Source organism: Enterococcus sp. AZ071, from assembly GCF_050499065.1.
Lineage (GTDB): Bacteria > Bacillota > Bacilli > Lactobacillales > Enterococcaceae > Enterococcus_A > Enterococcus_A ferrettii.
In genome coordinates this window covers 600,980-624,854 of record NZ_JBIPAS010000001.1, presented here as the reverse complement: position 1 = coordinate 624,854, position 23,875 = coordinate 600,980, and the positions used below count along the sequence as shown (strand labels likewise).

Annotated in this window: 19 protein-coding genes, 1 other RNA gene and 1 pseudogene; 10 read left to right on the top strand and 11 right to left on the bottom strand. The window is 39.6% G+C overall.

Annotated features, from left to right (window positions below; all coding sequences use genetic code 11):
- Nucleotides 1-48 precede the first annotated feature (48 nt).
- On the bottom strand, nt 49-1,392 hold the full coding sequence (gene gdhA / locus IGI49_RS03035) for an NADP-specific glutamate dehydrogenase (protein ID WP_429963311.1): 1,344 nt from the start codon (nt 1,390-1,392) through the stop codon (nt 49-51).
- 95 nt (nt 1,393-1,487) lie between these two features.
- On the opposite strand from gdhA, the gene IGI49_RS03030 reads away from it, so the two are divergent.
- The gene (locus IGI49_RS03030) at nt 1,488-2,744 is read left to right on the top strand and encodes an NAD(P)/FAD-dependent oxidoreductase (RefSeq protein WP_429963310.1); all 1,257 of its coding nucleotides are present in this window, start codon (nt 1,488-1,490) and stop codon (nt 2,742-2,744) included.
- Here IGI49_RS03030 and ybaK read toward each other — a convergent pair.
- From ybaK to IGI49_RS03015, 3 genes are all read right to left on the bottom strand, one after another.
- Nucleotides 2,741-3,229 (bottom strand): Cys-tRNA(Pro) deacylase, encoded by a 489-nt coding sequence (gene ybaK, locus IGI49_RS03025; protein WP_429963309.1) that lies wholly within the window; start codon nt 3,227-3,229, stop codon nt 2,741-2,743. The two genes, IGI49_RS03030 and ybaK, sit on opposite strands and share 4 nt — an antisense overlap.
- 96 nt (nt 3,230-3,325) lie before the next feature.
- Nucleotides 3,326-4,075, bottom strand: coding sequence for a type I 3-dehydroquinate dehydratase (aroD, locus tag IGI49_RS03020; protein WP_429963308.1), 750 nt, complete (start codon nt 4,073-4,075; stop codon nt 3,326-3,328).
- Nucleotides 4,076-4,089: 14 nt separating this feature from the next.
- Nucleotides 4,090-5,262, bottom strand: coding sequence for a class I SAM-dependent rRNA methyltransferase (locus tag IGI49_RS03015; RefSeq protein ID WP_429963307.1), 1,173 nt, complete (start codon nt 5,260-5,262; stop codon nt 4,090-4,092).
- Between the two features lie 188 nt (nt 5,263-5,450).
- Between IGI49_RS03015 and IGI49_RS03010 the strand changes: the two genes are divergently transcribed.
- The 3 genes from IGI49_RS03010 to IGI49_RS03000 all read left to right on the top strand — a co-directional run bounded on the left by IGI49_RS03010 (nt 5,451) and on the right by IGI49_RS03000 (nt 9,964).
- Nucleotides 5,451-7,580: an LTA synthase family protein gene (locus tag IGI49_RS03010; RefSeq protein ID WP_429963306.1), complete on the top strand. Its 2,130-nt coding sequence runs from the start codon at nt 5,451-5,453 to the stop codon at nt 7,578-7,580.
- Between the two features lie 149 nt (nt 7,581-7,729).
- The gene (locus IGI49_RS03005; protein ID WP_429963305.1) at nt 7,730-8,398 is read left to right on the top strand and encodes a hypothetical protein; all 669 of its coding nucleotides are present in this window, start codon (nt 7,730-7,732) and stop codon (nt 8,396-8,398) included.
- A gap of 123 nt (nt 8,399-8,521) precedes the next feature.
- Nucleotides 8,522-9,964 (top strand): NCS2 family permease, encoded by a 1,443-nt coding sequence (locus IGI49_RS03000; protein WP_429963304.1) that lies wholly within the window; start codon nt 8,522-8,524, stop codon nt 9,962-9,964.
- 17 nt (nt 9,965-9,981) lie between these two features.
- Here the strand turns inward: IGI49_RS03000 and IGI49_RS02995 are convergent, their stop codons facing one another.
- Both IGI49_RS02995 and IGI49_RS02990 read right to left on the bottom strand, forming a co-directional pair.
- Complete coding sequence (locus IGI49_RS02995) at nt 9,982-11,457, bottom strand: ATP-binding protein (RefSeq protein WP_429963303.1); 1,476 nt, start codon at nt 11,455-11,457, stop codon at nt 9,982-9,984.
- On the bottom strand, nt 11,454-12,173 hold the full coding sequence (locus IGI49_RS02990) for a response regulator transcription factor (RefSeq protein WP_207704981.1): 720 nt from the start codon (nt 12,171-12,173) through the stop codon (nt 11,454-11,456). Before IGI49_RS02990 ends, IGI49_RS02995 begins: the two co-directional genes overlap by 4 nt.
- Nucleotides 12,174-12,322: 149 nt before the next feature.
- Between IGI49_RS02990 and IGI49_RS02985 the strand changes: the two genes are divergently transcribed.
- The 4 genes and pseudogenes from IGI49_RS02985 to IGI49_RS02970 all read left to right on the top strand — a co-directional run bounded on the left by IGI49_RS02985 (nt 12,323) and on the right by IGI49_RS02970 (nt 17,331).
- A complete protein-coding gene (locus IGI49_RS02985) occupies nt 12,323-13,090 on the top strand; it encodes a Cof-type HAD-IIB family hydrolase (protein ID WP_429963302.1) in 768 nt (255 codons plus the stop codon).
- Nucleotides 13,091-13,160: 70 nt separating this feature from the next.
- Nucleotides 13,161-13,528, top strand: a transfer-messenger RNA (tmRNA) gene (gene ssrA / locus IGI49_RS02980).
- Between the two features lie 1,150 nt (nt 13,529-14,678).
- Nucleotides 14,679-15,560, top strand: a complete 882-nt coding sequence (locus tag IGI49_RS02975) for a DUF3737 family protein (protein ID WP_429963301.1) — start codon at nt 14,679-14,681, stop codon at nt 15,558-15,560.
- 29 nt (nt 15,561-15,589) lie between these two features.
- A pseudogene (locus IGI49_RS02970) lies at nt 15,590-17,331 on the top strand (1-deoxy-D-xylulose-5-phosphate synthase).
- A 106-nt stretch (nt 17,332-17,437) separates the two neighbouring features.
- Here IGI49_RS02970 and IGI49_RS02965 read toward each other — a convergent pair.
- The 5 genes from IGI49_RS02965 to IGI49_RS02945 all read right to left on the bottom strand — a co-directional run bounded on the left by IGI49_RS02965 (nt 17,438) and on the right by IGI49_RS02945 (nt 22,614).
- Complete coding sequence (locus IGI49_RS02965; protein WP_429963297.1) at nt 17,438-17,842, bottom strand: MerR family transcriptional regulator; 405 nt, start codon at nt 17,840-17,842, stop codon at nt 17,438-17,440.
- A gap of 72 nt (nt 17,843-17,914) precedes the next feature.
- Nucleotides 17,915-19,078 carry a MalY/PatB family protein gene (locus tag IGI49_RS02960; protein ID WP_429963296.1) on the bottom strand — a complete coding sequence of 388 codons (1,164 nt, stop codon included), beginning with the start codon at nt 19,076-19,078 and terminating at the stop codon, nt 17,915-17,917.
- A 482-nt stretch (nt 19,079-19,560) separates the two neighbouring features.
- Nucleotides 19,561-20,571, bottom strand: coding sequence for a DUF2922 domain-containing protein (locus IGI49_RS02955; protein ID WP_429963295.1), 1,011 nt, complete (start codon nt 20,569-20,571; stop codon nt 19,561-19,563).
- A gap of 628 nt (nt 20,572-21,199) precedes the next feature.
- Entirely contained in the window at nt 21,200-21,331 is a 132-nt protein-coding gene (locus IGI49_RS02950) for a hypothetical protein (RefSeq protein ID WP_429963294.1), read from the bottom strand.
- A gap of 212 nt (nt 21,332-21,543) precedes the next feature.
- Nucleotides 21,544-22,614 carry an FAD:protein FMN transferase gene (locus IGI49_RS02945; protein ID WP_429963293.1) on the bottom strand — a complete coding sequence of 357 codons (1,071 nt, stop codon included), beginning with the start codon at nt 22,612-22,614 and terminating at the stop codon, nt 21,544-21,546.
- A gap of 108 nt (nt 22,615-22,722) precedes the next feature.
- On the opposite strand from IGI49_RS02945, the gene IGI49_RS02940 reads away from it, so the two are divergent.
- Nucleotides 22,723-23,106: a NusG domain II-containing protein gene (locus IGI49_RS02940; RefSeq protein ID WP_429964959.1), complete on the top strand. Its 384-nt coding sequence runs from the start codon at nt 22,723-22,725 to the stop codon at nt 23,104-23,106.
- Between the two features lie 16 nt (nt 23,107-23,122).
- Nucleotides 23,123-23,665 (top strand): Gx transporter family protein, encoded by a 543-nt coding sequence (locus IGI49_RS02935; RefSeq protein ID WP_429963292.1) that lies wholly within the window; start codon nt 23,123-23,125, stop codon nt 23,663-23,665.
- Nucleotides 23,666-23,875 lie beyond the last annotated feature (210 nt).

Here is a 23,875-nt window from a genome sequence, read left to right as displayed (position 1 = left end):
TACGTTTCTTTTGCTTTTTTTTCAAGCCTCAGCCATCAATTTTTGCGATTAAACCAAACCTTGAGCAATCATTGCGTCAGCAACCTTAGCAAAGCCAGCAATATTAGCGCCTGCAGCGTAGTTATCCTTTTCAGAATATTTTTCAGCTGTGTCACGACACGTTTCATAAATATTTTTCATGATTCCATCTAGTTTTTGATCTACTTCGTCTTTTGACCAAGCTAAACGTTGAGAGTTTTGACTCATTTCCAAAGCAGAAACGGCAACGCCACCAGCGTTAGCTGCTTTACCTGGTCCGTAAAGAACGCCTTTTTCATGGTAAACCTTCACTGCATCCATCGTACTTGGCATGTTAGCACCTTCAGCGACTACCTTTACACCGTTAGCCGCTAAACGTTCAGCCTTGGCTTGATCAATTTCATTTTGAGTTGCACATGGTAAAGCAATGTCTGCTGATTGCTCCAAATCCCAAACAGAGCCTTCATGGTATTCGGCATTGCTGCGCTCCTTCACATATTCAGTTAAACGGGCGCGACGAACTTCTTTAATGTCCTTCAGTAAATCAAGATCAATACCATCTTTATCATAAACATAACCGTTTGAATCAGAACAAGTAACTGCCTTGCCGCCAAGCTCATGGACTTTTTCAATTGCATAGATAGCTACATTTCCGCTACCGGAAACTAGAACCGTTTTTTCTTTGAAAGAATCGTTTCTATCTTCCAATAAATGCTTAACAAAGTAAACAGCACCGTAACCGGTAGCTTCAGTACGTCCTAAGCTACCGTTAAATCCTAATGGTTTACCAGTTAAAACGCCTGCATCGTATTCACGTAATCGTTTATATTGGCCAAATAAATAACCGATTTCACGACCGCCAACACCAATGTCTCCAGCAGGAACATCCAGATTAGGACCGATATGTTTAGATAATTCAGTCATAAAACTTTGGCAGAAACGCATAATTTCAGCATCTGATTTTTCTTTTGGATCAAAATCAGAGCCACCTTTACCGCCGCCGATTGGCAGGCCAGTTAAACTGTTTTTGAAAATTTGCTCAAAGCCTAAAAACTTCAAGATACTTAAATTCACGCTTGGGTGGAAACGTAAACCACCTTTATATGGTCCAATAGCAGAATTGAATTGAACACGGTAACCACGGTTAACGCGCCAATTTCCTTCATCGTCCTGCCAAGGTACACGAAATTGAATCATCCGCTCTGGTTCTGTGATGATTCCTAAAATATTATGCTCAATGTATTCAGGATGTTCTTCTAAAAAAGGCACAATTGTAGGCAAAAACTCTTCCACAGCTTGCAGAAATTCCGACTGATTTGGATCTTTTTCCTCTAGATACTGTTGAATCTGTTCGACATATTGCTTTGCTTCCATAAAACTCCTCCTCACATTTGATACTCATAGTTTACATCATTTTCTAATAGAAGTGTTGAAAAATTCATGATAAACTTTGCAACGAGGTGAAAAAAATGGAAAAACAAGTGGATGTAATCGTAGTCGGCGCAGGTCCGTCAGGTATGATGGCGGCTATTGCGGCGGCATCTAACGGCTCTAAGGTTGCGCTCTTCGATAAAAATAAACGGCTGGGAAAAAAATTGCTGATGACTGGCGGCGGTCGCTGCAATGTTACCAATAATCGTCCGGTTGAGGACTTAATTCGACATATTCCTGGAAATGGCCGTTTTCTTTACAGTACCTTTTCACAATTTGATAATGAGGATATTATGAGTTTTTTTGCTGAACGAGATATCCCTTTGAAGGAGGAGGATCATGGTCGGATTTTCCCAACAACCGATAAGTCAAAAACGATCGTAGACGGTCTAAGAAATGAATTGGAACAATTAGGCGTTACTATTATTTATCAGTCAACTGTTGAGAAGCTTATCCATGATCAGGAAAAAGTTACTGGTATCCGAACTTCTGATGGGGACTATTCGGCTAAAAGTGTAGTTTTAGCTACGGGCGGGTTAACTTACCCTTCTACGGGTGCTACGGGCGATGGCTACCGCTTGGCCAAACACGTGGGTCATCATGTGACTCCATTGTACCCAACGGAATCACCGGTTTTGTTAGATGAGGCTTTTATCCAGAAGAAGGAATTGCAAGGACTTTCCTTACGCGACATTGGTTTAAGTGTCCTGGATGAAAAAGGAAAGACCGTTACTTCCCATGAAATGGATGTATTATTTACCCATTTCGGCTTATCTGGTCCGGCAGCGTTGCGCTGTTCTAGTTTTATTAATCAACTGCTGAAGCAGCAGGATCGGGTTACCTTGACCCTCGACTGTTTCCCGAATACTAGTAAGCAAGAGTTAATTCAGCAATTAGAGAATCAGCTGCAGCCTTCAACCAGACAAGTGAAAAATGCGCTGAATGGCTTTTTACCAGAACGACTTCTGAAGTATTTCTTAGAAAAGTTAGACATTGACGATTTAGGTGCGAATCAAATGAAAAAAACAAAAGTGGAAGCTTTAGCGGAACTATGCAAGAACTGGAAATTATTAGCTAAAGGAACTTTTGGCCTAGAAAAATCTTTTGTTACTGGTGGTGGCGTTGACCTAAAGGAGATATCTCCAAAAACGATGGAGAGCAAAAAAATCACCGGTTTATTTATCGCTGGTGAATTACTAGATATTAACGGGTATACTGGCGGTTTCAACATAACCAGCGCTTTTTGTACTGGTTATGTCGCTGGAACCCATGCAGCCTACCACTCATTTGCTTAACTATTTACCAACGATGCGAACTGCCCTTTTGTCAATAGTAAAATTGATGAAGGGGACAGCTCCATCTGCAAGCCGCGACGACCAGCAGATACAGCAATTTTCGCAAAATCTTTTGCTGATTCGTCTAAAAAGGTTGGGAACAACTTTTTCATTCCAATTGGTGAACAGCCCCCACGAACATAACCAGTGGTTGCTTCTAACTCCTTTAGATGCAACATTTCAACTTTTTTATTACCGCTTACTTTGGCGATCTTTTTTAAATTCAGCTCATGGTTGCTGGGAATAACCGCTACCACTGGGCCAGTCTTATTCCCAACAGCTACCAGTGTTTTGAAAATTCGTTCTGGTTCTATCTCGACCTGCTCGCTCACATGCCCAGCTCCTAAATCATCTTCGCTCCACTGATATTCGTGTTCAACATACTCAAGCTTTTTTTTTTCAACTAAACGAATTGCATTGGTTTTCGTAATTTTTTTCTTTGCCATTTCTCCCACCTCATTAAATGCACATCAAAGAACCTCAGGTCAGATAATTAACAAAAAGAACGTCATGCTTATCGTACACAAAACGTCCTTAATTGATTAACTAAGTTCCTCTAATATTGCTACTAGTTTCTCTACCTCAATCTGCCCCTCTGCAGAAGAATGACCTGGAAGGCATCCATAAGTCATACAAGAACCGTCCAAATAACCTGCTAATCTTGAAAGCTTGCCCAGCTTACCAATCGATACTGTGATAGTTGGTAATGTTACAAAGGTTTGCGCCTTCATGGTCATTTCCATTAAACGAATGACATCCCCTTCGTTCTCTGGAACAACCACAATTTTAGCAATATCTGCTCCCCAATGCTCCATCATATTTAAGCGAAAAAGCAATACAGCATTTTCTGGAGTTCCTTCATAATTGTGATCACTCAAAATCACTTTAGTATCCAAAGCTTGCATCCATTTAATGAAAGTTGAGCCCAATTTATCGACATGACTTAACTCGATATCAGCAATGTCAATAGCTCGAGAAGAAACAGCGAATTCATTAATACGGCGATAATCTCGCAGAGTCAGCTCAACTTGTCCACCTTCTAGTTTAGTCCGCAGATTAAAGATTAGTGGAATCTCTCGTAGCTCATCACGTAAGGCCAGCAAAGTAATCAGTAATTCTTCATCATCTAAGAGATCTTTATAATAATCCGCCCGCCATTCAATCACATCTGCATATTTTTTTGCTAGGCTGGCCTGTTCCATAATTTCTTCAAAGGTAATACCAATCAGCGGTACACAAATTTTCGGTTTCCCCGCATCAAAGCGCATATTTCTCACTTGTACATCCATCATTGTCATCGTCTCCATCACCGTTTTTGAATTTCGTATACTAAGACTTTTAAATAATTGCTTTCGGCTAGCTGTTCAATTACAGGAAAATCCGCTGGCAAGCGATAGCTATCATTTAAGCTATAGCTGACTTTTTGGTCCTTAAGTACTTGCTCGATTGCTGTTTGAAATTTTTCAATGGCATAATTTGAAGCATTCGTAGAAGCAACAATTGTCCCCTTAGAAGATAAAATGTTTAAACTGCCTTCAATTAACCGTCCATAATCTTTTAACACAGAAAAAGTTTTCTTTTTATTTCTGGCAAAGCTTGGTGGGTCTAAAACAATCAGATCATATTTCAGATTCTTTCTGGCAGCATAGCGGAAATACTCGAATGTATCCATTACAACGATTCTGTTCTGTTCCAACGATAGGCCATTTACCTCAAACTGTTCCTTAGTTTTAGGCAGGCTGCGTTGAGCCAAATCAACACTAGTTGTTTCTACAGCACCACCATAAGCAGCAGCTACGGAGAAAGCTCCCGTGTAACTAAACATATTGAGCACTCTTTTTCCTAAAGCAGCACCTTCAGTTAAACGACCTCTAACCTCTTTTTGATCCAAAAATATTCCGGTCATATACCCCTCATCTAGATAGGTAGCATAACTAACACCATTTTCTAAAATTATCAAAGGTTCGTGAGGCTTTTCACCAGAAACCCAGTTACTTTCAGGCAACTCACTAGAGAAACGAATTTTCTCGACGATTCCTTTGGGGTGAAGTATCTTCTGCAAACAGTCCGTAAGCATCCGGCGAAAGTGATGAATGGTTTCGTTGTACCAAGAAACAACTAAATAACCATCGTAATAATCCACAGTTATTCCGCCCAAACCATCCCCTTCTCCATTAAACAAGCGAAAAGCGGTGGTATTATTATCCGATAAGAAAAACTGACGCTGGTCAATAGCCTTTTGAAACAGTTGATCAAAAAAGACCGGTTCCATTGATGCTTGCGAGCGATCTACTACCCAGCCAACACCCTTATTTTGTTTACCCAGGTATCCGGTTGCTATATATTTTCCTTGTTTATCGATAAACTCTACCCATTCTCTGGGTAGTTTTTCATCGTTTTTCTTCAAGTCTTCTTTTTGAATTAACGGAATTCCGCGGCGAATTTTCTTCGCTGCCTGATCTTTTATTTCTATGCGCACAATTAATCCCTGCTTTCTTACTTAATAGTATAGCAAAGAAATCGCTGTTGTTGTGCTTATAAAGTTTTTTTAAATATCATTTCTTCAGCTTTGGGAAAGATTGACGTACCCCCTTTGAGCAGGTAGAATGACAAGGAGTGAACATAATTCACATTCTGACACTTCTTCTATAGAAAGGAAGTCATTCATTGAAAAATTTAAAATCACCCACTTTTTTGAACAAGCGTCTCGGCTTTTACGCTTTATTAACATTTCTTCTGTGGGCGAAAAGCATCTTTGCTTACTTATTTGAATTTAACTTAGGAATTGAAAGTCTTCGTCAATACTTCATTTTATTTCTAAATCCAATCGCTACGACAATGTTCTTATTGTCGATTGCTTTATATGTTAGAAGACCTAAAGCAGCCTATCGAACCATGCTGTTCATCTATGCTTTAGCAACTATTCTGCTTTTCTCTAATGTTGTTTATTATCGAGAATTTACGGACTTTATTACAGTTAACACCCTGTTAGGTACAGGGAAAGTTGCCAGTGGTTTGGGAGAAAGTGCGATTCGCCTTTTCCGTCCTTATGACCTACTGTTTGTTCTGGATTTAATAGTTCTTCCATTTTTACTTTGGAAAAAAGTGATCAAACGAGAAGAACGCCCAGTTAGAGCAAGAATGGCCTTTGCTATGACAGCATTATCTGTAATGGTTTTCTCAGCTAACCTATTCCTAGCAGAAGCAGATCGTCCAGAATTGTTAACTCGGACCTTCTCACGGGATTACTTGATTAAATATTTAGGAGTTAACGCCTTCACAGCCTATGATGGCATTCAAACTTACAAGACTAATCAGGTTCGAGCAGAAGCCAGTCCCAATGATCTAACGGAAGTAGAAGCTTATGTAAAAGACCATTATGCTGCTCCTAACGATGACTTGTATGGTATTGCTAAGGATAAAAATGTTATTTATATCCATTTAGAAAGCTTGCAACAATTTCTAATTGATTACAAACTGACCGATGAAAATGGCCAAGAGCATGAAGTAACTCCATTTATTAATAGTATTTTCCATGAAAACAGCACCTTCAGCTTTGATAACTTTTTCCATCAAGTAAAAGCAGGAAAAACTTCTGATGCTGAAACTTTATTAGAAAATTCATTGTTCGGACTAAATCAAGGATCTTTATTTACCCAATTAGGGGGTAAAAATACCTTTCAGGCAGCTCCAGATATTTTAAAACAGGAAGCTGGCTATACCAGTGCCGCTTTCCACGGGAACTCTGGGAACTTCTGGAATCGTACAGAAACTTATAAACGTTTTGGCTATGACTACTTCTTTGATTCATCTTATTATGACGTCAATGAAGATAATTCATTTCAGTATGGTTTGCATGACAAACCTTTCTTCCAGCAATCAGTGAAGTACTTGGAACATTTGCAACAGCCTTTCTACTCTAAGTTTATTGCGGTATCTAACCACTATCCATATAGTGAATTTCAAAATGACGAAGCTGGTTTCCCCATGGCTAAAACGAGTGATGAAACCATTAACGGCTATTTTGCAACAGCAAATTACTTAGACAAAGCTGTTGAAGAATTTTTTAATTACTTAAAAGCTAGTGGATTGTATGATAATTCAGTTATCGTGATGTACGGTGACCACTACGGAATTTCGACTTCTAGAAATCCTGAATTGGCACCACTACTTGGAAAAACTAAAGAATCTTGGACGAACTTTGACAATGCACAAATGCAGCGAGTTCCTTATATGATTCATGTACCTGGACAAGAAAATGGTGGTATTAACCATACTTATGGTGGTGAGGTGGATGCCTTACCGACACTGTTGCATTTACTGGGAATTGATTCAAGCAAATACATTCAGCTGGGACAAGATTTATTATCACCGGAAAACGATCAGCTGGTTGCTTTCCGCAGCGGTGACTATGTAACACCAGACTATACTTACTATGGTGGCAGTCTTTACGATAACCACACTGGTTTTATGGTTACTGCCCCTGATGAAAACCTGCAAGCGAAGGCTGACGGTTGGAAGCAAGCTGTAAGTGATCAATTAAGCACCTCTGATGATATAAATAATGGGGATCTGTTACGCTTCTACACCGGAAGCGGCATGAAAACTATTGATCCAAGTGACTATGACTATAAAAATGGATTGCAACAGCTTCAGAAAACCGAAAGCAAACTGGGAGAGAAATCAACCAGTGTTTACAGTAGGTTAGGAACCTCAACCGAGGATATGTACAACACCCAAACCTACAAGCAGTACCACGGTACTGAAGAACCCGCTCCCACTCCTGTTCCAGAGTAATTTTAGGCCATCTAGTGAACTCACTAGATGGTTTCTTTATGTTTAGAAATAGCTGTTTCTTTCACGAACAAAAAAAGTACTGCTTTTTCTTAGAGACTTCATACTTCTTTCAAATTCACTTTCTATACTAGTAGTGTGAGGTGAGATGGATGAATTCCATACAAACAGCTTTGAGTGGTCTTACTAAAAGTAAAGTCTTCTTTTATTTTTCCTTTGCTTTTGCCAGCATTGCTCTATTTACGTTAACAACATTGCTTTTACTGTATTCAATGATTTCACAATTACATTCTAGTTTGATAACCTATGATATTCAATTTTTTACGTCCGGTGAGGTCCAAGAGATCCAGTCTTTTTATGTGAACTGGTTTATGTACAGCTGTCTTGGCATACTGATTGTCCTGTTTTTCAGCTTCATGTTTCTTTTACTTAAGCGAAAGAATGTTTTTAGCTACTTGACGTTGAACCCCCTTAGCTTTAGTCTTCGTCTGTTGTTTATTCTTTTGTTATCTTTTGTCTTTTTGATGGCTTTGTTTGTAGTGTTCGAATCAACTTATCAGCAATTTTTGCAACGCTTTTACCAGTACAGCTTAGATAAATTTAATGATCTGCCGAATTTTGTATTAAGCAATGGAGACAGTGGTTTTGCTTTTTCCGTTAGGTGGCCTCTTTCATTAGATATTTCTTCTAAAACTTTTTTCCAGCTGTTTATGAGTTCCTTAGTTAAAGCCGTTAGTCTGTTGGCCGTTTTAGTTCTCCCCATCAGTCTTTTCTTCCGATTATTGATCAAAAAACAGTCTCTTAGGAGTGTTCGCGAGTAAAACACGAACATTCTTATTTTTTTTATCCGTTTCATTCTACTTTCCATTGAATTACTAAGCCAGATTTCATATAATCGGAAAGTATTCATTATTACTAATTAATTTTAAGGAGCGTTTATTCTGATGGAAAAGTTTTTCAAGTTGAAGGAACACGGAACCACAGTTTCAACTGAGATAATGGCTGGAGTCACTACCTTCTTCGCCATGAGTTACATTTTATTTGTTAATCCTTCTATACTATCTGCCTCTGGTATGCCGTTTCAAGCGGTCTTCTTGGCAACAATTATTGCTTCAGTAATCGGTACTTTAGTTATGGGCTTATTCGCCAATGTTCCTTATGCGCAAGCGCCAGGAATGGGACTGAATGCTTTTTTTACTTATACAGTAGTATTCGGTTTGGGATATTCTTGGCAGCAGGCATTAGCGATGGTTTTTCTTTGCGGAATTATTAATATCCTAATTACCGTAACAAAGATTCGTAAACTGATTATTCACGCTATTCCAGAAAGCATGCAACATGCGATTGGTGGCGGGATTGGTATTTTTGTTGCTTATGTAGGAATTAAAAATGCTGGATTATTGGCTTTCTCAGCTGATTCAGCGACTATTACTAGTAGTGTAGTGGAAAATGGTAAAGCGACTAACGTTGCTATGAACAGCGGTGTTGTTCCCGCTTTGGCAAATTTCAATAATGCACCAATTATTTTAGCAGTGATTGGCTTAGTGCTGACCACGATCTTAGTAGTAAAAAACGTGCGGGGGGCAATCCTAATCGGAATTGTGACAACGACTGTGATTGGTATTCTGATGGGTGTTGTTCAATTAGGTTCAATTGATTTCCAAAGCAATTCATTAGGCAGCTCAATTCAGGAGCTGGGAACAACTTTTGGTGCGGCTTTTGGTTCTGAAGGAATGGGTTCTTTATTCTCGGATTCTTCCAAATTACCACAGGTATTAATGACTATCCTAGCCTTCAGCCTATCCGATACCTTCGATACAATCGGTACCTTTATTGGAACAGGACGTCGAACCGGGATTTTCTCTAAGGAAGATGAACTTGCTCTAGAAGCGGCGAATACGAAAGGTTTCAAAACCAAGATGGATCGTGCTTTATTTGCAGATGCAATTGCTACATCCATCGGCGCAATTTTCGGAACTTCTAATACCACAACTTATGTAGAATCAGCTGCCGGGATTGGTGCTGGCGGACGAACAGGTCTAACTTCAGTGGTAGTTGCTGTTTTCTTTGCTTTAAGTAGTTTATTCTCTCCACTGATTGCGATTGTTCCAAGTCAGGCAACTGCACCAGCTCTAATTTTGGTAGGGGTAATGATGATGGCCTCTTTTGCTGATATTAACTGGTTGGATTTGGAAGACGCTGTTCCTGCTTTCTTTGCAAGTATCTTTATGGGACTATGCTACAGCATTTCTTACGGGATTGCTGCTGGCTTTATCTTCTACGCTATTGTGAAAGTAGTTAAAGGCAAAGCCAATGAAGTTTCACCAGTATTATGGGTGGTAAATCTACTCTTCATTTTAAACTTTATCATTTTAGCAATTCTATAAAAAAAGCGGAGCAGCCATTATGGTCGCTCCGTTTCCTTTTGTGCTTCTACTTCCTCGTCGGGAAAACTAACAGTAAACGTTGTGCCCTTTTCAAGCTCACTTTCAACTTGAATACTTCCCTTATGCAGTCGAACCAGTTCTTGAACAATTGACAATCCTAGTCCAGATTCCCCATATTTCGTGTTCTTCCGAGAAGGATCTACCTTGTAGTAACGGTCCCAAATATTTTTGATCTGGTCCTCACTCATGCCAATTCCTGTATCCGATATTTGAACTACTGTCCTCTTCTCTTCTTTATGCACACCAATGGCAATCGTTCCATCAGTAGTAAACTGAATTGCATTTTGGATAATGTTCACCATGATTTGAATGAAGCGATCATAATCAGCGTAAACATCAATGGATTCATCTGTATTTAAAATTAATTGATCGCCAGAGGCTTTTGCTTTAGCCTCTAACTGAGTTAAGAGACCACGTAAAGCTTTTGTGGCATCGAACTTTTTAACGACCATGCTGATTTGGTTGGTTCGGATTTTTTCGTAATCTAGATTCTCATTCACTAAACGAATTAAACGTGCTGTTTCGTTCTGCATTAGACTAATCGCTTTACTTCGCTGGTCCTCTGGAATAGCGTTGTACTGCAATCCCTCCAGCAATCCATTGATGGTCGTTAGTGGTGTACGCATTTCATGAGCAGCATCCGCCATAAATTGGCGCCGACGCTCTTCCTGTCGTTCGATTTCCTCTTGCGATTCACTTAACGAGATAGCCATGCTGTTAAAATCAGCTGCTAAGTCATCAAACTCATCCTTACCATTATCAGGAATTGTTACATCAAAATCACCACTAGCAATTTTTTTTGTGGCTGAGCGCATCCGATTGATTCGTTTCACCTGTCGTGTTGCAAAAAAGTAACTAACAAAGATAGCTACTACCGAAGCCACAATAAAGCCTTTGAATAGATCGCTAGTGACTGATGCCACACTATCACTAACGTTTCCTGCTGGTTGTGTTACGATCAAAACACCGTAAAACTGTTTCTTTAAAAAGAAAGGAGCCATTGCATAGGAAGTCGATCTTTCGTTACCAAGAATATCCTTCGAACGAGTCATTTTTTGTTCTTCCCCTTTGCTCAAGGATTCCCATTGACTCTTTGTAATCAAGGTTTGTTCTGCAACCTTTGTATTACTAGGATATTGAATTATTTGGTCACTGCTAATAAATACAAATTTAACATTTTGTGGTTCCAGCATACTTTCGGTCAACGCAATAGCTGCCAAAAAAGCTTCATCCTGCGTTCGATAATAATAAGGATTATCTTCTAACAGACGGGATGTTGTTTCTTGAATCGAACGAGTATAGCCAATGAGTTGATTGTAATTACTTTCTTCCATCGAGTGCCGAGTAAACTGAGTAAAGGTAACTCCTAAAGTCAACAGTATTAACAAAATCAACCCACCAAAGGCTAACAGCTGTTGGTAGAGGTATTTCATTTATCGACTCCAGAGTCATCAAATTTATACCCGACCCCCCAAACAGTTTGGATCACCTGTGGTCCTACTTTTTCAATTTTTTGACGCAATTTTTTAATGTGGGCATCTACGGTTCGTTCGTCACCAAAGTATTGATAGTCCCAAACTAATTCCAGCAGTTGTTCACGAGTAAAAACCTGACGCGGCTTTTTCGCCATAGTGTACAGCAAATCAAACTCCTTAGGTGTTAAACCATCAATAGGTTGATTTTCTAAGTAAGCTTCCCGCGTTTTTAAATTCATCTTGAAATGCTGTGTTTGAATATCAAAGGTTCCTTCAGCAGCTCCCCCGTTTTGTTGTTCGTTCGCTAATTCACTACGACGGTGCAGAGCTTTGATTCGAGCAATTAACGTTAACGGTGAGAATGGCTTAGTCACATAATCGTCAGCTCCCATTTCCAAACCAATTACTTGATCACTTTCCGAATCTCTAGCGGTTAACATGATAATTGGAACGGTGCTTGAAAGTTTTCTAATTTCCCGGCCAACTTCCATGCCATCCATACTGGGCAGGTTCAAATCAAGTGTAATCATGTCCCATTTTTCCGGATCTTCCTTAAAAGCGTCCAGCCCTTCTTTACCATCATACTTGAATGTTGCCTCCCAACCTTCGTTTAAAAAGAACATTTGCATCATTTCTGATACAGATTCATTATCTTCAATCATCAGTATATTCATGTCATTTCCTCCAATGTCCGTATTTCTCTCTTAAATAGTATACTCTAAATCAGTCTTTTCAACCATTACCTTACCAGTATATTCAATAAGTATTTGTTTTTTCTTCAATAATTGCTAAGATAAGGGAAAAGGGATAAAGGGGATTTTTCATGTACGAAGGAATTGCTTTTTTTGATTTAGATGGTACGTTATTAGATGGCAAGTCGCAAATCACTCCTGAGATTAGTGAAGCGATGAGTCAATTAAAGCAAAACAATATTTTGCCAATTATCGCCACTGGTCGCAATGAGCGAGAAATCCAGAAGATTAAGCAGGCGGCTAACGTTTCCTCCTGCATCACAATGAACGGCATGCTGGTAAAAGTAGAAGAAACTATTGTTGAAGCCAATGAAATCGACTCCAATGATTGTGCGACTATGCTGGACTTTGCTCGCGAGTTGAAGGATGAGCTGGCCTTTCACTCAACTAATCAACTATTCATTTCTGGAGTAAATGATTATGTGAGAAAATCCTACAATTTTTTTCATTTAGATTTACCACCTGTTCACCCGACCGCTTATCACGAATATGTCACTCATATGATTCTGGTTTTATCCGAAGGCAATGATTCAATTTATCGGGAAGCTTTTCCAAAATATACTTTTTACCGGAATGGACCATTTTGTATTGATGTGGTGAATAAGGGTATTTCAAAAGGAACGGGTGTCCAATCGATTAAGAATTATTTGCAGCTTCAGGAAATTCCGACCTTTGCGTTTGGTGATGGTATCAACGATTTGGATTTATTAGACGCCTGTGATCACAAAATTGCAATGGGAAATGCCTTACCAGAAGTCATGGAACGGGCCGACTATATTACCGACAAAAATACCAATGGTGGAATTATCAAAGCTTTAAAGCATTATGATTTGATCTAAACATAAGGATCCCTTTTTGCTTTTTTACTACAAAAATGGTATACTCATTTTTGCAGTAAAATTCAATAAAGGGGACGTTACGGATTCGACAGGCATAGTTTGAGCCCGAATTGCGCTTCGTAGGTTACGTCTACGTAAAAACGTTACAGTTAAATATAACTGCTAAAAACAATAACAACTCTTACGCTTTAGCTGCCTAAAAACAGTTAGCGTAGATCCTCCCGGTATCGCCCATGTGCTCGGGTAAGGGTCTCAAAATTAGTGGGATACGTTTTAACTTTCCGTCTGTAAGTTAAAAAAGAGAACATCAGACTAGCAATGCCTGCGGCCTGTCATGCGGCAGAAGGCAACGCGAAATTTAAATAGTATGACTATGAGTGTAGATTTTTGGGTAGTCAATATGTTTGGACGCGGGTTCAACTCCCGCCGTCTCCATCGCTTTAAAAGCAAAATCCATTTGGGTTTTGCTTTTTTGCTTACTTAAAATCATGCCTCCGAAAAGTGTATTCACTAGTTTTATTACTCATTTTTTATTGTCCTCATTTCTCTCAGCGATTTTTAGTTTTTTTATTAAAACAGTAACTTCCACTAAATACTACCCTTTTTACAGTATCTAAAAACGGCAGGTAAACTCTTTCTTTCAAGTCTTGACTTGTCCTCAAGGTGAAGGTCTATACTTTGGATAGAACTTTTAAAAGAGGACATTATTTTATTGCACGGTGCTACCCTGGGTGGAACTGGCAAGTAGTGAGTATACCAGCACAGATTGTGCGTATCTACCAATCTGCTGCCGATAAATTCATAAAAAGGTTATTCTCACTGGATCTACCTCAGCCAAGTAATGCTAAAAGAACGAAAATTCCACCAGATATTGTCTGAAAGAGTAGAGTATCCAATAAACCTTTTTGATACAAACGAATGAATGCACTCTCCGCCACTGAAACTCATTACAATATTTAACTCGTTACACATTTTGGCTCGAATAAAATAAAGCTTCTGATTGTTTTCTTCCTAGTATATCTATATAGGGCCCAAAATTTTTCTATCCAAAGATACTAACCAGTTTTGACTAACAGGCAAAGCATTGACAGTTCACTTCCAACATTCTTTTTCTCCACGGTAAGACTTTACCTAGATGTTAAATCAATGCCCATTCACAAATTCAAGAAAATTGCATTTTTCAATTGACTTAACCTGAACTTTAAGTGTTAAAGTGACTTTATCCTATAGGATGACCCATGCTAAAGAAGGAAGAAATGCCCCATTCAATCAGAGAGTTGGCGAAAATTTTAGAGTCCAATGAGCAAAATTTGCATTTCTACGAAATAATCAAGACGGCTTTAGACACTACACTACGAATATTCGACTAGGGCTAGCATTTCTCTTGCTACTAAAGGGTTCGTTTCTGTCTATTTTGGAGCTGCAGCACTCTACTCAAAAAAGGAATCCCAACAAGATCTATTATTGCCATCCTGCTACATCCGTCAAGAGTGGTGATAGTTGCTTGCGTATTAGCAAGCAATAGTGCAAAAGCTGGAAGAATCCTAGCAATTACAAACTTAACTAGAAAAAGGAAATGAGGAGAACTATGAAAACTACTATTGATCAACAACACTTAACTGGAGAACGAGCATTATTTGGAAGTGATGGCCTGACCATTAAAAATTCTGTCTTTGAAGATGGTGAATCACCATTAAAAGAAAGTCGTAATCTTGATATTAGTGACAGCATTTTCCGCTGGAAATACCCTCTGTGGTATTGCGAAAATATTAACGTTACAGACACCACCCTTTTGGAAACGGCTCGCTCAGGAATTTGGTACACCAACAATATTGCAATTAAAGACAGCATAATCCAAGCACCAAAAACCTTTCGTCGGGGTCAGGACATCCAATTAACTAATGTGCATCTGCCTAAAGCGGAAGAAACCTTCTGGAACTGCGAAAACATTATCTTAAACAATGTACAGGCGGAAGGAAATTACTTTGCTATGAACAGCAAAAATATCACTGCTCACGATTTTTCTCTAAGTGGAAACTATGCCTTTGACGGAGCATCCAACCTTGAAATCTATCATTCCAAATTAATTTCAAAGGATGCCTTTTGGAATTGTCAGGATGTGACTGTCTATGATTCCGTGATCATTGGCGAATATTTAGGCTGGAATTCAACTAACCTGCGTTTTATTAACTGCTATATTGAGAGTGAACAAGGGCTATGCTACGTGGAAAATCTAGTGATTGAACATGGCAAAATCGTCAATACTGACTTAGCATTCGAGTATTCGACAATAGATGTCAAGATCTCCACTACCATTGACAGTGTAAAAAATCCGATTTCTGGCCATATCCAAGCCAAAAATATCGGTGAATTAATTATGGAAGCCAGTGAAATTAATCCAGAAAAAACTCGAATTTGCCTGACCGATGCCTGTACAAAAATACTGGCACTGGATGAACAAATCCGATAAATACAAAATAAAGGAGCGAAAATAACCGAGTGAACATTTTATCACGAATAAACGGTCCCCAAGAATTAAAAAACTTAAATCCGCAGGAGCTTGCAGCTTTAGCTGACGAACTTCGTGCAGCCGTCTTGAATCGAGTCAGCAAGGTTGGTGTTCATGTTGGTCCCAACCTCGGCATTACTGAACTGACTATCGCCTTTCATTACGTTTTTCAATCACCAGTGGACAAAATTATTTGGAATGTCTCCCACCAATCTTATCCTCATAAAATCCTTACTGGCGTAAAAGTGGCTATTTAGAGGATGATGCCTTTGATGACATCTCTGGGTATACATCTCAGAATGAAAGTGCTCATGATTTCTTTAAAATCGGTCACATTTCAACATCCATCCGCTTAGTACCTGGATTAGCCAAAGCGCGTGACTTGAAACAGAAAAAGAGGAATGTGATTGCTTTGGTTCTCTCTGCAGCGGTTTAGCCCTTAAAGTACTAAACAACAGATCGGAATTGAACTCTAACCTCATTATTACATTAAATGATAATGAAATGTCGATTGATGATAATTTTGGTGGACTGTACCGTACTCTAACTGAACTGCGGAAAACCAAGGGTAAGTCTTCCAAAAATTTATTTAAAGGTATAGGCTTTGATTACCAATATATAGAACAGGGCAATGATGTAGCTGCGATGATCAAAGCCTTTGAAGCAATCAAGGATATTGACCATCCTATTGTACTGCACGTTCATACAGAAAAAGGACATGGTTATTCGCCGGCTGTTGAAGAGAAAAGCTTGTTTCACTGGCGACCACCCTTCGATTTAGCAACCGGCGAAAGTTTGTCCCCTAACAATCAGCCAACATATAGTGAACTAATTGTTGAAACACTGCTGAAAAAAATAGACAGCGGTACTAAGAATTTAGTCGCAATTACTGCAGTAATTCCAGGGATGTTTGATTTGGCACCCCTTAAAACACAACAGCCAACTCATTATTTTGATATAGGGATTGCAGAAGGGCATTCAATTAGCTAAGTGTCAGCTGGATTAGCGAAAAATGGGCTTCGACCAGTATTGTTTCATTCTAGTTATTTCTCGCCGCGAGCTTACGATCAGCGGTCTCATGTCTTGACGGTTAACCAGCTGCCAGCAGTAATTATTGTAGGAAACGGACACCTAACAGAAAGTGATAGTACTGATCAAGGTATTTTAGATATTTCAATGATCAACAGCATACTAATATTAAATACTTGGCACCAAGCAGTAAAGAAGAATCATTGACAATACTCGATTGGTCCTTAATTCAAACACAAGGACCCGTAGTCATTCTCTTGCCGGCTGGACCGGTCGTTTCCCGACCAGCAGCCTATCAGGATCATTCTCAGCCTCACTATGAAATCTGTTATCAAGGACAATCGGCTGTCATTCTAGCCTTAGGGAATTTCAATTCCTTAGGAGAGGCGGTACGTCAGCAACTAGAAAGACACCTGGGAGTCTCCCCCCTTAGATCAATTCGCTGATGATTACAAAGCTAGACTAGGACTGTTTATCGTAGCTTAAGGCAAACCATTCAATTATTATTACTTTAGAAGATGACCGTTTAACCGGTGGATTTGGTGAAAAGGTAGCAGCTTATTATGGCGATTCTTCCATAAAGATTTCAAATTTTGGCGCTTTAAACGAGTTTACAGATAATGTAGTGCTGAATGAATGAGTGGAACGTTATCAGTTGCATCCAGAAGTAATTGTAGCAAAGGTACTAGATGCGATTAACTAGAAATTAGCAAAATAAAGCCGAATGACTGAACCTCTGCCTTAATCAATAGAGGTCTAGTCATTCGACTGTTTAATGATTGTTAAAGTAGTCTTCGGCACTTATCCAATTAGCTCATCGCTTCTTTTGTCGTCCAGTTTGGCAGCCGTTTTTCTGCTTCCTGGAACTTACCATTTTCATAATCTTCAATTTTACCGTTTAGCCGTTGAATTGTCGCACCAATTTCTTCGTACTTGGCTACTAGCTGATTTCGCTCTTCCTGTAGCAGGCGTTTACGTTCCTCCAAGGTAGCATCCCCCTGCTGATACAACGTTGTATATTCAATTAATGATTCTACCGAGAGTCCTGAGCTGCGCATGCACTTGATAAATTCAATCCAGTTCAAATCTTCTTGCTGAAAATCTCTAACCCCACCGTTTTTTCTAGTGACCGGAGGAATCAGCCCAACTCGTTCATAGTAACGTAACGTGACCGCTGTAACACCCATTAATTTCGCAGCTTCTGATATGTTCATCTGCTTCACCTCAAGCTCTTTCTACTTATACTATAGCATGTATTTTAACTTCTAACGACTTTCTCGACAGCTTCACTGACTTTTAAATCCCTGCACTCCGTGAAGAAGGCGGTCCAGGCCATCCTTCACTTTCTCTTTAGTTGTAGCATAATTTAATCGGATAAAGGCCTGACTATTCGCTCCAAAAATAGCACCAGCTGTCACATATAATCCGGTTTTTTTGCGAATAAATTGACATAATTCCTCGGCATTATCGGTCAGCTGCGAACAATCTAACCATGCCAGATATGTGGCTTCACTGGAAACCACCTTGATTTCTGGCAGCTGTTCGGTAACGAAAGCTTCGACTGATTGACGGTTTTCATAAAGATAGTGATTCAGCTCGGTGAGCCAAGTCTCCCCCTCATTAAACGCCGCTATCGCAGCCTGAATTGCAAAGCTGTTCGGTTCCGCTACTTCATCCGTATTGATTCCTCGACTAACTAGCTTGCGTAATTTTTCATTTTTCACGACAATTGCCGCTGTCTGCAGCCCCGCGATATTAAACGTCTTTGTGGGAGCGCAGCACATAATCACATTTTCTGTTACCTCAGCGGAAGCCGCATAAAAGGGATGATACTGTTTTCCTGGAAAGGTCAAATCACAATGGATTTCATCACTAATAATCACCACTCCATGCTTCAAGCACAATTGTCCCACCTTTTCTAAAACTGCTGGTTCCCAAATTTTCCCAATCGGATTATGAGGGTTGCAGAAAATCAGTAGCGATGTATTCTCGAGAGCCAGCTTGTTCTCCAAGTCGGCAAAATCAATAGCATATTGCCCTGCTTCATATTGTAAATCACTGGATAAAACAATGCGGTGATTATTAACAATCGAGTTATAAAAAATATTGTACACTGGTGAAAAAATCAGTACCTGATCACCGACCTTGGTCAATTTGCGCACAATAGAAGAAATCGCCGGAACTACACCTGTACAATACATAATCCATTCTTCTTGGAGCATAACACCGTGCCGCCGCTTCCACCAATTGGCAACCGCTCGGTTAAACGTCGGCGGTACCGTGTTGTAACCAAATACTCCATGGGCTGCTCGCTGATTAATCGCATCAATTACTGCTGGTGCTGTTTGAAAATCCATATCTGCTACCCACATCGGCAGTTCATCTTTTGCAATACCCCACTTATACGAATGGGTATCAAAACGATCAATTGCCTGATCAAAATTTGCCATAAAAAGCCTCCTTGTTCTCCGTGATTTCAGATCAAGTATAGACCTTAACCTTAACTTTAAGTCAAGGGAAAATAAAAAAGTTGTTTATCATTTTCAGACAAACAACCCATGTAATAGAAAGCTCTCGGTATTTCTATTTAATGTACGCCAAACACAACCCTCTACTTTTTTAACAAGACGGTTGTAAGGTGTTGGAACTATGGATACGAATTTCAGCTAGTAAAAAAATACCCACACAGTAATTAACACGCCTGAAAAATTTTTCATCGGTCAATCGCTGTCCCAGCATATTTCTAAGCCACAACATGTCGAAACGGTGATTACATGTCCAAATGATCGATTTTGGCTTAGCTTCTTCCACCGATCAATTGCAGAAATTTCCAGCTTAAGGGAAGACTTTGCAATTTTGCTCAGCTTCAGAGCGTCGCCTTTGTTCTGTTCATCATCAGCTTGAAGAAAACTCCCTTTTTGGACGCAACAAACTAACGATTCTTTTTGCCTCGTTTTTTCTTGCCTGATCCGGTATTTCTCAGCTGACTCTTCAAGCGTTCCAGCTGAGGACTGCTTTCCTTAGACGACGCACGCAAATCTTCGATGTTGAAATTCGTCAAGACCATTCCCTTTGGCAATTGAGAAGTGACAAAAGCTATCAGCTCCTGATCGCTCATCGCTGCTACCGTTTCTTCTGGCAGCAGGATTTCCATCAAACCTTGATCGCGCTCGCTTTTTGGCGGTGTGATCACTGGTCGATTCATAGATGTATGCTGGTTTAAAGTGATTTGTGATTGGATATTTTTAGGTTTTGCGGCTGCTAAGACTTCACTTAATTGCATCGCTTGGACTGCCGGGTTTAAAAGTATATTAGACGCTTGATGAACTGCTGATTTGCCAACTGTCTTTGGTACTTTTACAGCAGATTTAGCTGGGACAACTGGATTCAACACAGTCTTTAGCTTTTGATCAGATTTGGTCATTGCCGAAAAAGAGCATTGTTCTTGATCAATCATCGCTTCAAAAGATTTTTTAGGTACTTGAACCGAAGCAACCACGGATTGAGGCGATTTGGTTGTTGGTTTATTGGTTTGAACAGTCTCTACTGCTGGTTTAGCTGTAGTAACTGTTTCTTTGATAGTTTTCATTGTGGATTTAACTGGAGCTACCACCCTTTGAGCAGCTTTCCCCATTGAGGATTCCGCAGATTCAAGCGATTTGGTGGTTGTATTTGACGGAACAGATTGCTCCATTTGCATCGCTTTAAGATCAACTTTGCCTTTGCTGAAATCAAACAGTGGACGTTCAATGGTTTCAACGAATTTTGCGCTGATGACTTTGGTGAACAGACGAACACCATCTTTCTCAAATAAAGGCAAATTTGCCATCGCTTCTAAAGCAGCCCGAATTTCTGCTGCTGGTTTATTGGGATCAGGATTTTTAAAGGTCCAGTTCTGACGACTGCCATCACTATTTTCAAAAGTTGCTACTAAACTTAACATATCTCTTTTCTCTCTTTCACTCAGTTTTATGTTTGCGGTTTCATTTATTCACCAGAATCCTGCAAAAGTCAAAAACGGTATCTGGATATTTTGGGTTCTGATTTTTCATGTATCGACGCCTATAGAGTATCGAAACATGAAAAGGCTGTCAATAGTTTTTTTTCAAAGAAGAGAAGTAACCTGTGAAAAAAAGCGCCAGATTAGTTTTTGGAGAACGATAATTTTTTTCAAGTTCCGATAGAGTTTAACTCCTTGAAAGACGAAAATACCAAAAATTGTTAGGTACAAGGTCATATCTTTCATTTAATCTTGTACCTTGTATTTTCGCCTTCACCTGTAGGATCACCATGCTAATTATACAGATTGTTATTTTTCCACGTGTTTCCAATTTTTTCAATATTTCCAAAGTATAGTCTATCCCATTTACTTTAGACTATACTTGAAATTATTACCAACATTTCCCCACTTAAACTCTTCTTTATTACTCTGCTAACTCAACGGAGATTTCCACGCTGCACTGCCCCAAAGCCTGTGTTAAGTCAAGCAAATCATTCCTCGCAATTGTCAAGGACAGGACTGCTTTGAAGGCTTTCGCAGTTTCCATATTAACTAACATTTCGCGAAAAATTTACTTACCAACAATAATTAGTAAATGGTTCATAGCTGTTCCTTCCTCATTTTCGATTACTTGACTAGTCATCGCTGTTTCGGCACTAAAAGGAGTTTGAATTATTTGACTGAATTCTGCTTCTGTTTTCATGTTATAAACGTTATTTTCATAATTACTTTCCTGTGTGTTTCTACATCCGCTTAGCAGCAAAGTCAACAACAAAATCAATTCATTTACTTGTCTTATATCATTACTCTTAGTCTTAAAGTAAAGTTAATAGAAAAAACTTTTTCGATAAGAGTTTTTCATCTTTAGAAAACAAACCACAATAGAGGAAGAGGTGCCTCGTGACACTTCCTCCTCTACTCCAGTTTTTGTCGATCTCCCATTATATAATCTGCATCCTTTGCCAGTTGAAAGTTCCCTTCCAACCCCTTTGTTGCATAAATCTGATTGTCCTTGCTAACAAAAATGGCATCAGTATTCTCATCGGTTTCTTTTTCGACATAGTTCAGTCCTGCCTTGATACCTTTGCTATAAACTAATGTTGACAGAGCGTCCCCATCAATCGATTGGTTGGTGATAATCGACACACCGGCTAGGTCATTGTCGTAAGGATAGCCGGTAGTAGAATCAAAAATATGGTGATATATCTGATCGTCCATCTCCAGCTTGCGTTCGTAAATCCCTGATGTCACAATGGTTTGATTGGTGGTACGGAGGGTTCCAATTGTTACGCCCCGTGCCAAATTAGGGTCCTGAACCCCCACTGTCCAACGGCCATCCTCCTGATTAGGATTCTTCCCCAGCACATAAATATTGCCGCCTAAATCCAGAATAGCCGAGGTCACGCCTTCTTGCTTTAAGGTCTTCGCAACCTCATCAGTAATATATCCTTTGGCAATTGCCCCTAAATCAATTTGCATACCGGCTTCCTGCAGAAAAACAGTTTGTGCCTCATCAGAAAAGGTAACCTTGTGATAATCAACTTTTTTTACTGCCACCTCAATTTCTGACTGCTCTGGTTTGCGGGCATCTTCACGACCGATACACCATAATTGGGTAATAGCACCAATCGTATAATTGAACCCTCCCGCCGATTCTTCACTATACTCAGCTGCCTTCTTAATTAGTTGATAAGCATCTGATGAAACCTTGACCGGATGAATTCCAGCCTGTGCATTGATTTTTTCTATTTCCGAGGTATGTTCTTCTGAGTCAGTAGTCAGCTGCGCCTCCAATTGGTCAATCCGTTGAAAGGCTGGCTCCAGTGCAGCTTCTTTGTCTTCATCATAAATTCGAATCCGAATATACGTGCCTAGCGAAAAACTTTCCTTTGAATAAGGCTCTTCTCGCAAATCGTTTTGTCGACTGCAGCCAGCTAAAAAAAACATGCATAGCAATAGGCTGAGCAAACTGCTCCTTCTTTTCATTTCCTTCACCTTTTGTTTTCTATTCTCGTTTTACTTATGATACAGTAAAAGTATAACTTACTCTGAGAAGAAAAAGCAGCTTTTTACTTAGAAAAGGAGGCGACAGCCATCAAACTAAACCATTTTTTTGATAAAAGTTTATGGCGGCCCTGGGATAGCATTATCATCAGACTGCTGCTAGTCGGTTCTTTGCTTCCTTTATTGTTTTTTTCCATTTATCAAAAACAAGCCGCAGCCAATAGTCTGGAAGCTGTTCTGCGCATTGACGGTGAAGAGATTCGCCGCTTCGATCTGGTTGAGGATCAAAAGACGTTTACCTATCAATATGAGGACACAGATGGTGATTACAATATCATTGAAGTAACCGATCAGAAAATCCGAGTAAAAGAAGCCAGCTGCCGCGATCAAGTCTGTGTTCGTCGAGGATGGATTGAAAAAAAAGGGGAAACGATTGTCTGCCTGCCCCATAAACTAGTGATTGAAATTGTCTAGCAGAAAGGAGCTCAGCATGGCAAAAACTAAAAAAATGCTCTTTATTTCATTACTGGTAGCCCAAGGAGTTGTTTTAGGGCTACTGGAAAATATGCTTCCGTATCCCTTTGCTTTTGCACCAGGAGCTAAGCTGGGATTAGCCAATCTGATCACCGTCATCTCCTTATTTACCATGCGCAACCGAGACAGCTTTTTCTTGATTTGGTTGCGACTGCTGCTGACTACCTTGCTAGGAGGAACCGTTTCAACATTTCTTTACAGTGCCAGTGGGGCTATGCTCAGCTACGGTGGAATGTTAGGAGTAAAAAAGCTAGGGCCTCAACGAGTAAGCATTGTTGGGATTAGCGCTGCCGGCGGCTTTTTGCACAATATTGGACAGCTGATTGTTGCTGCTATGATTGCACAATCCTGGTCAGTCATGCTCTACCTGCCAATCCTCTTGTCTTTAGGTGTTTTATCCGGTATTTTTATTGGTATGGCCTCAAATTACTTGCTGCAACGGGTTAAAACCTTGCAGGAATTTCAATTGGCTTATGAACGAAGAAATCTTACCAAATAACATCAAAACATTAGAAAAAGAGAAAGAATCGGTGCTTTAAAGCAGGATTCTTTCTTTTTTTTAGTGCTTTCTATATCATTTCCCTTAATCATTATTTAAGCAAAATACGGTAATTGTTTTATTCTTTCCAAAACATTTGGCCGCTACTATGACAAATACTATTTTTTGAGTGGTCAAATGCTCAAGACTCAGAGGTGCCAATAACTAATG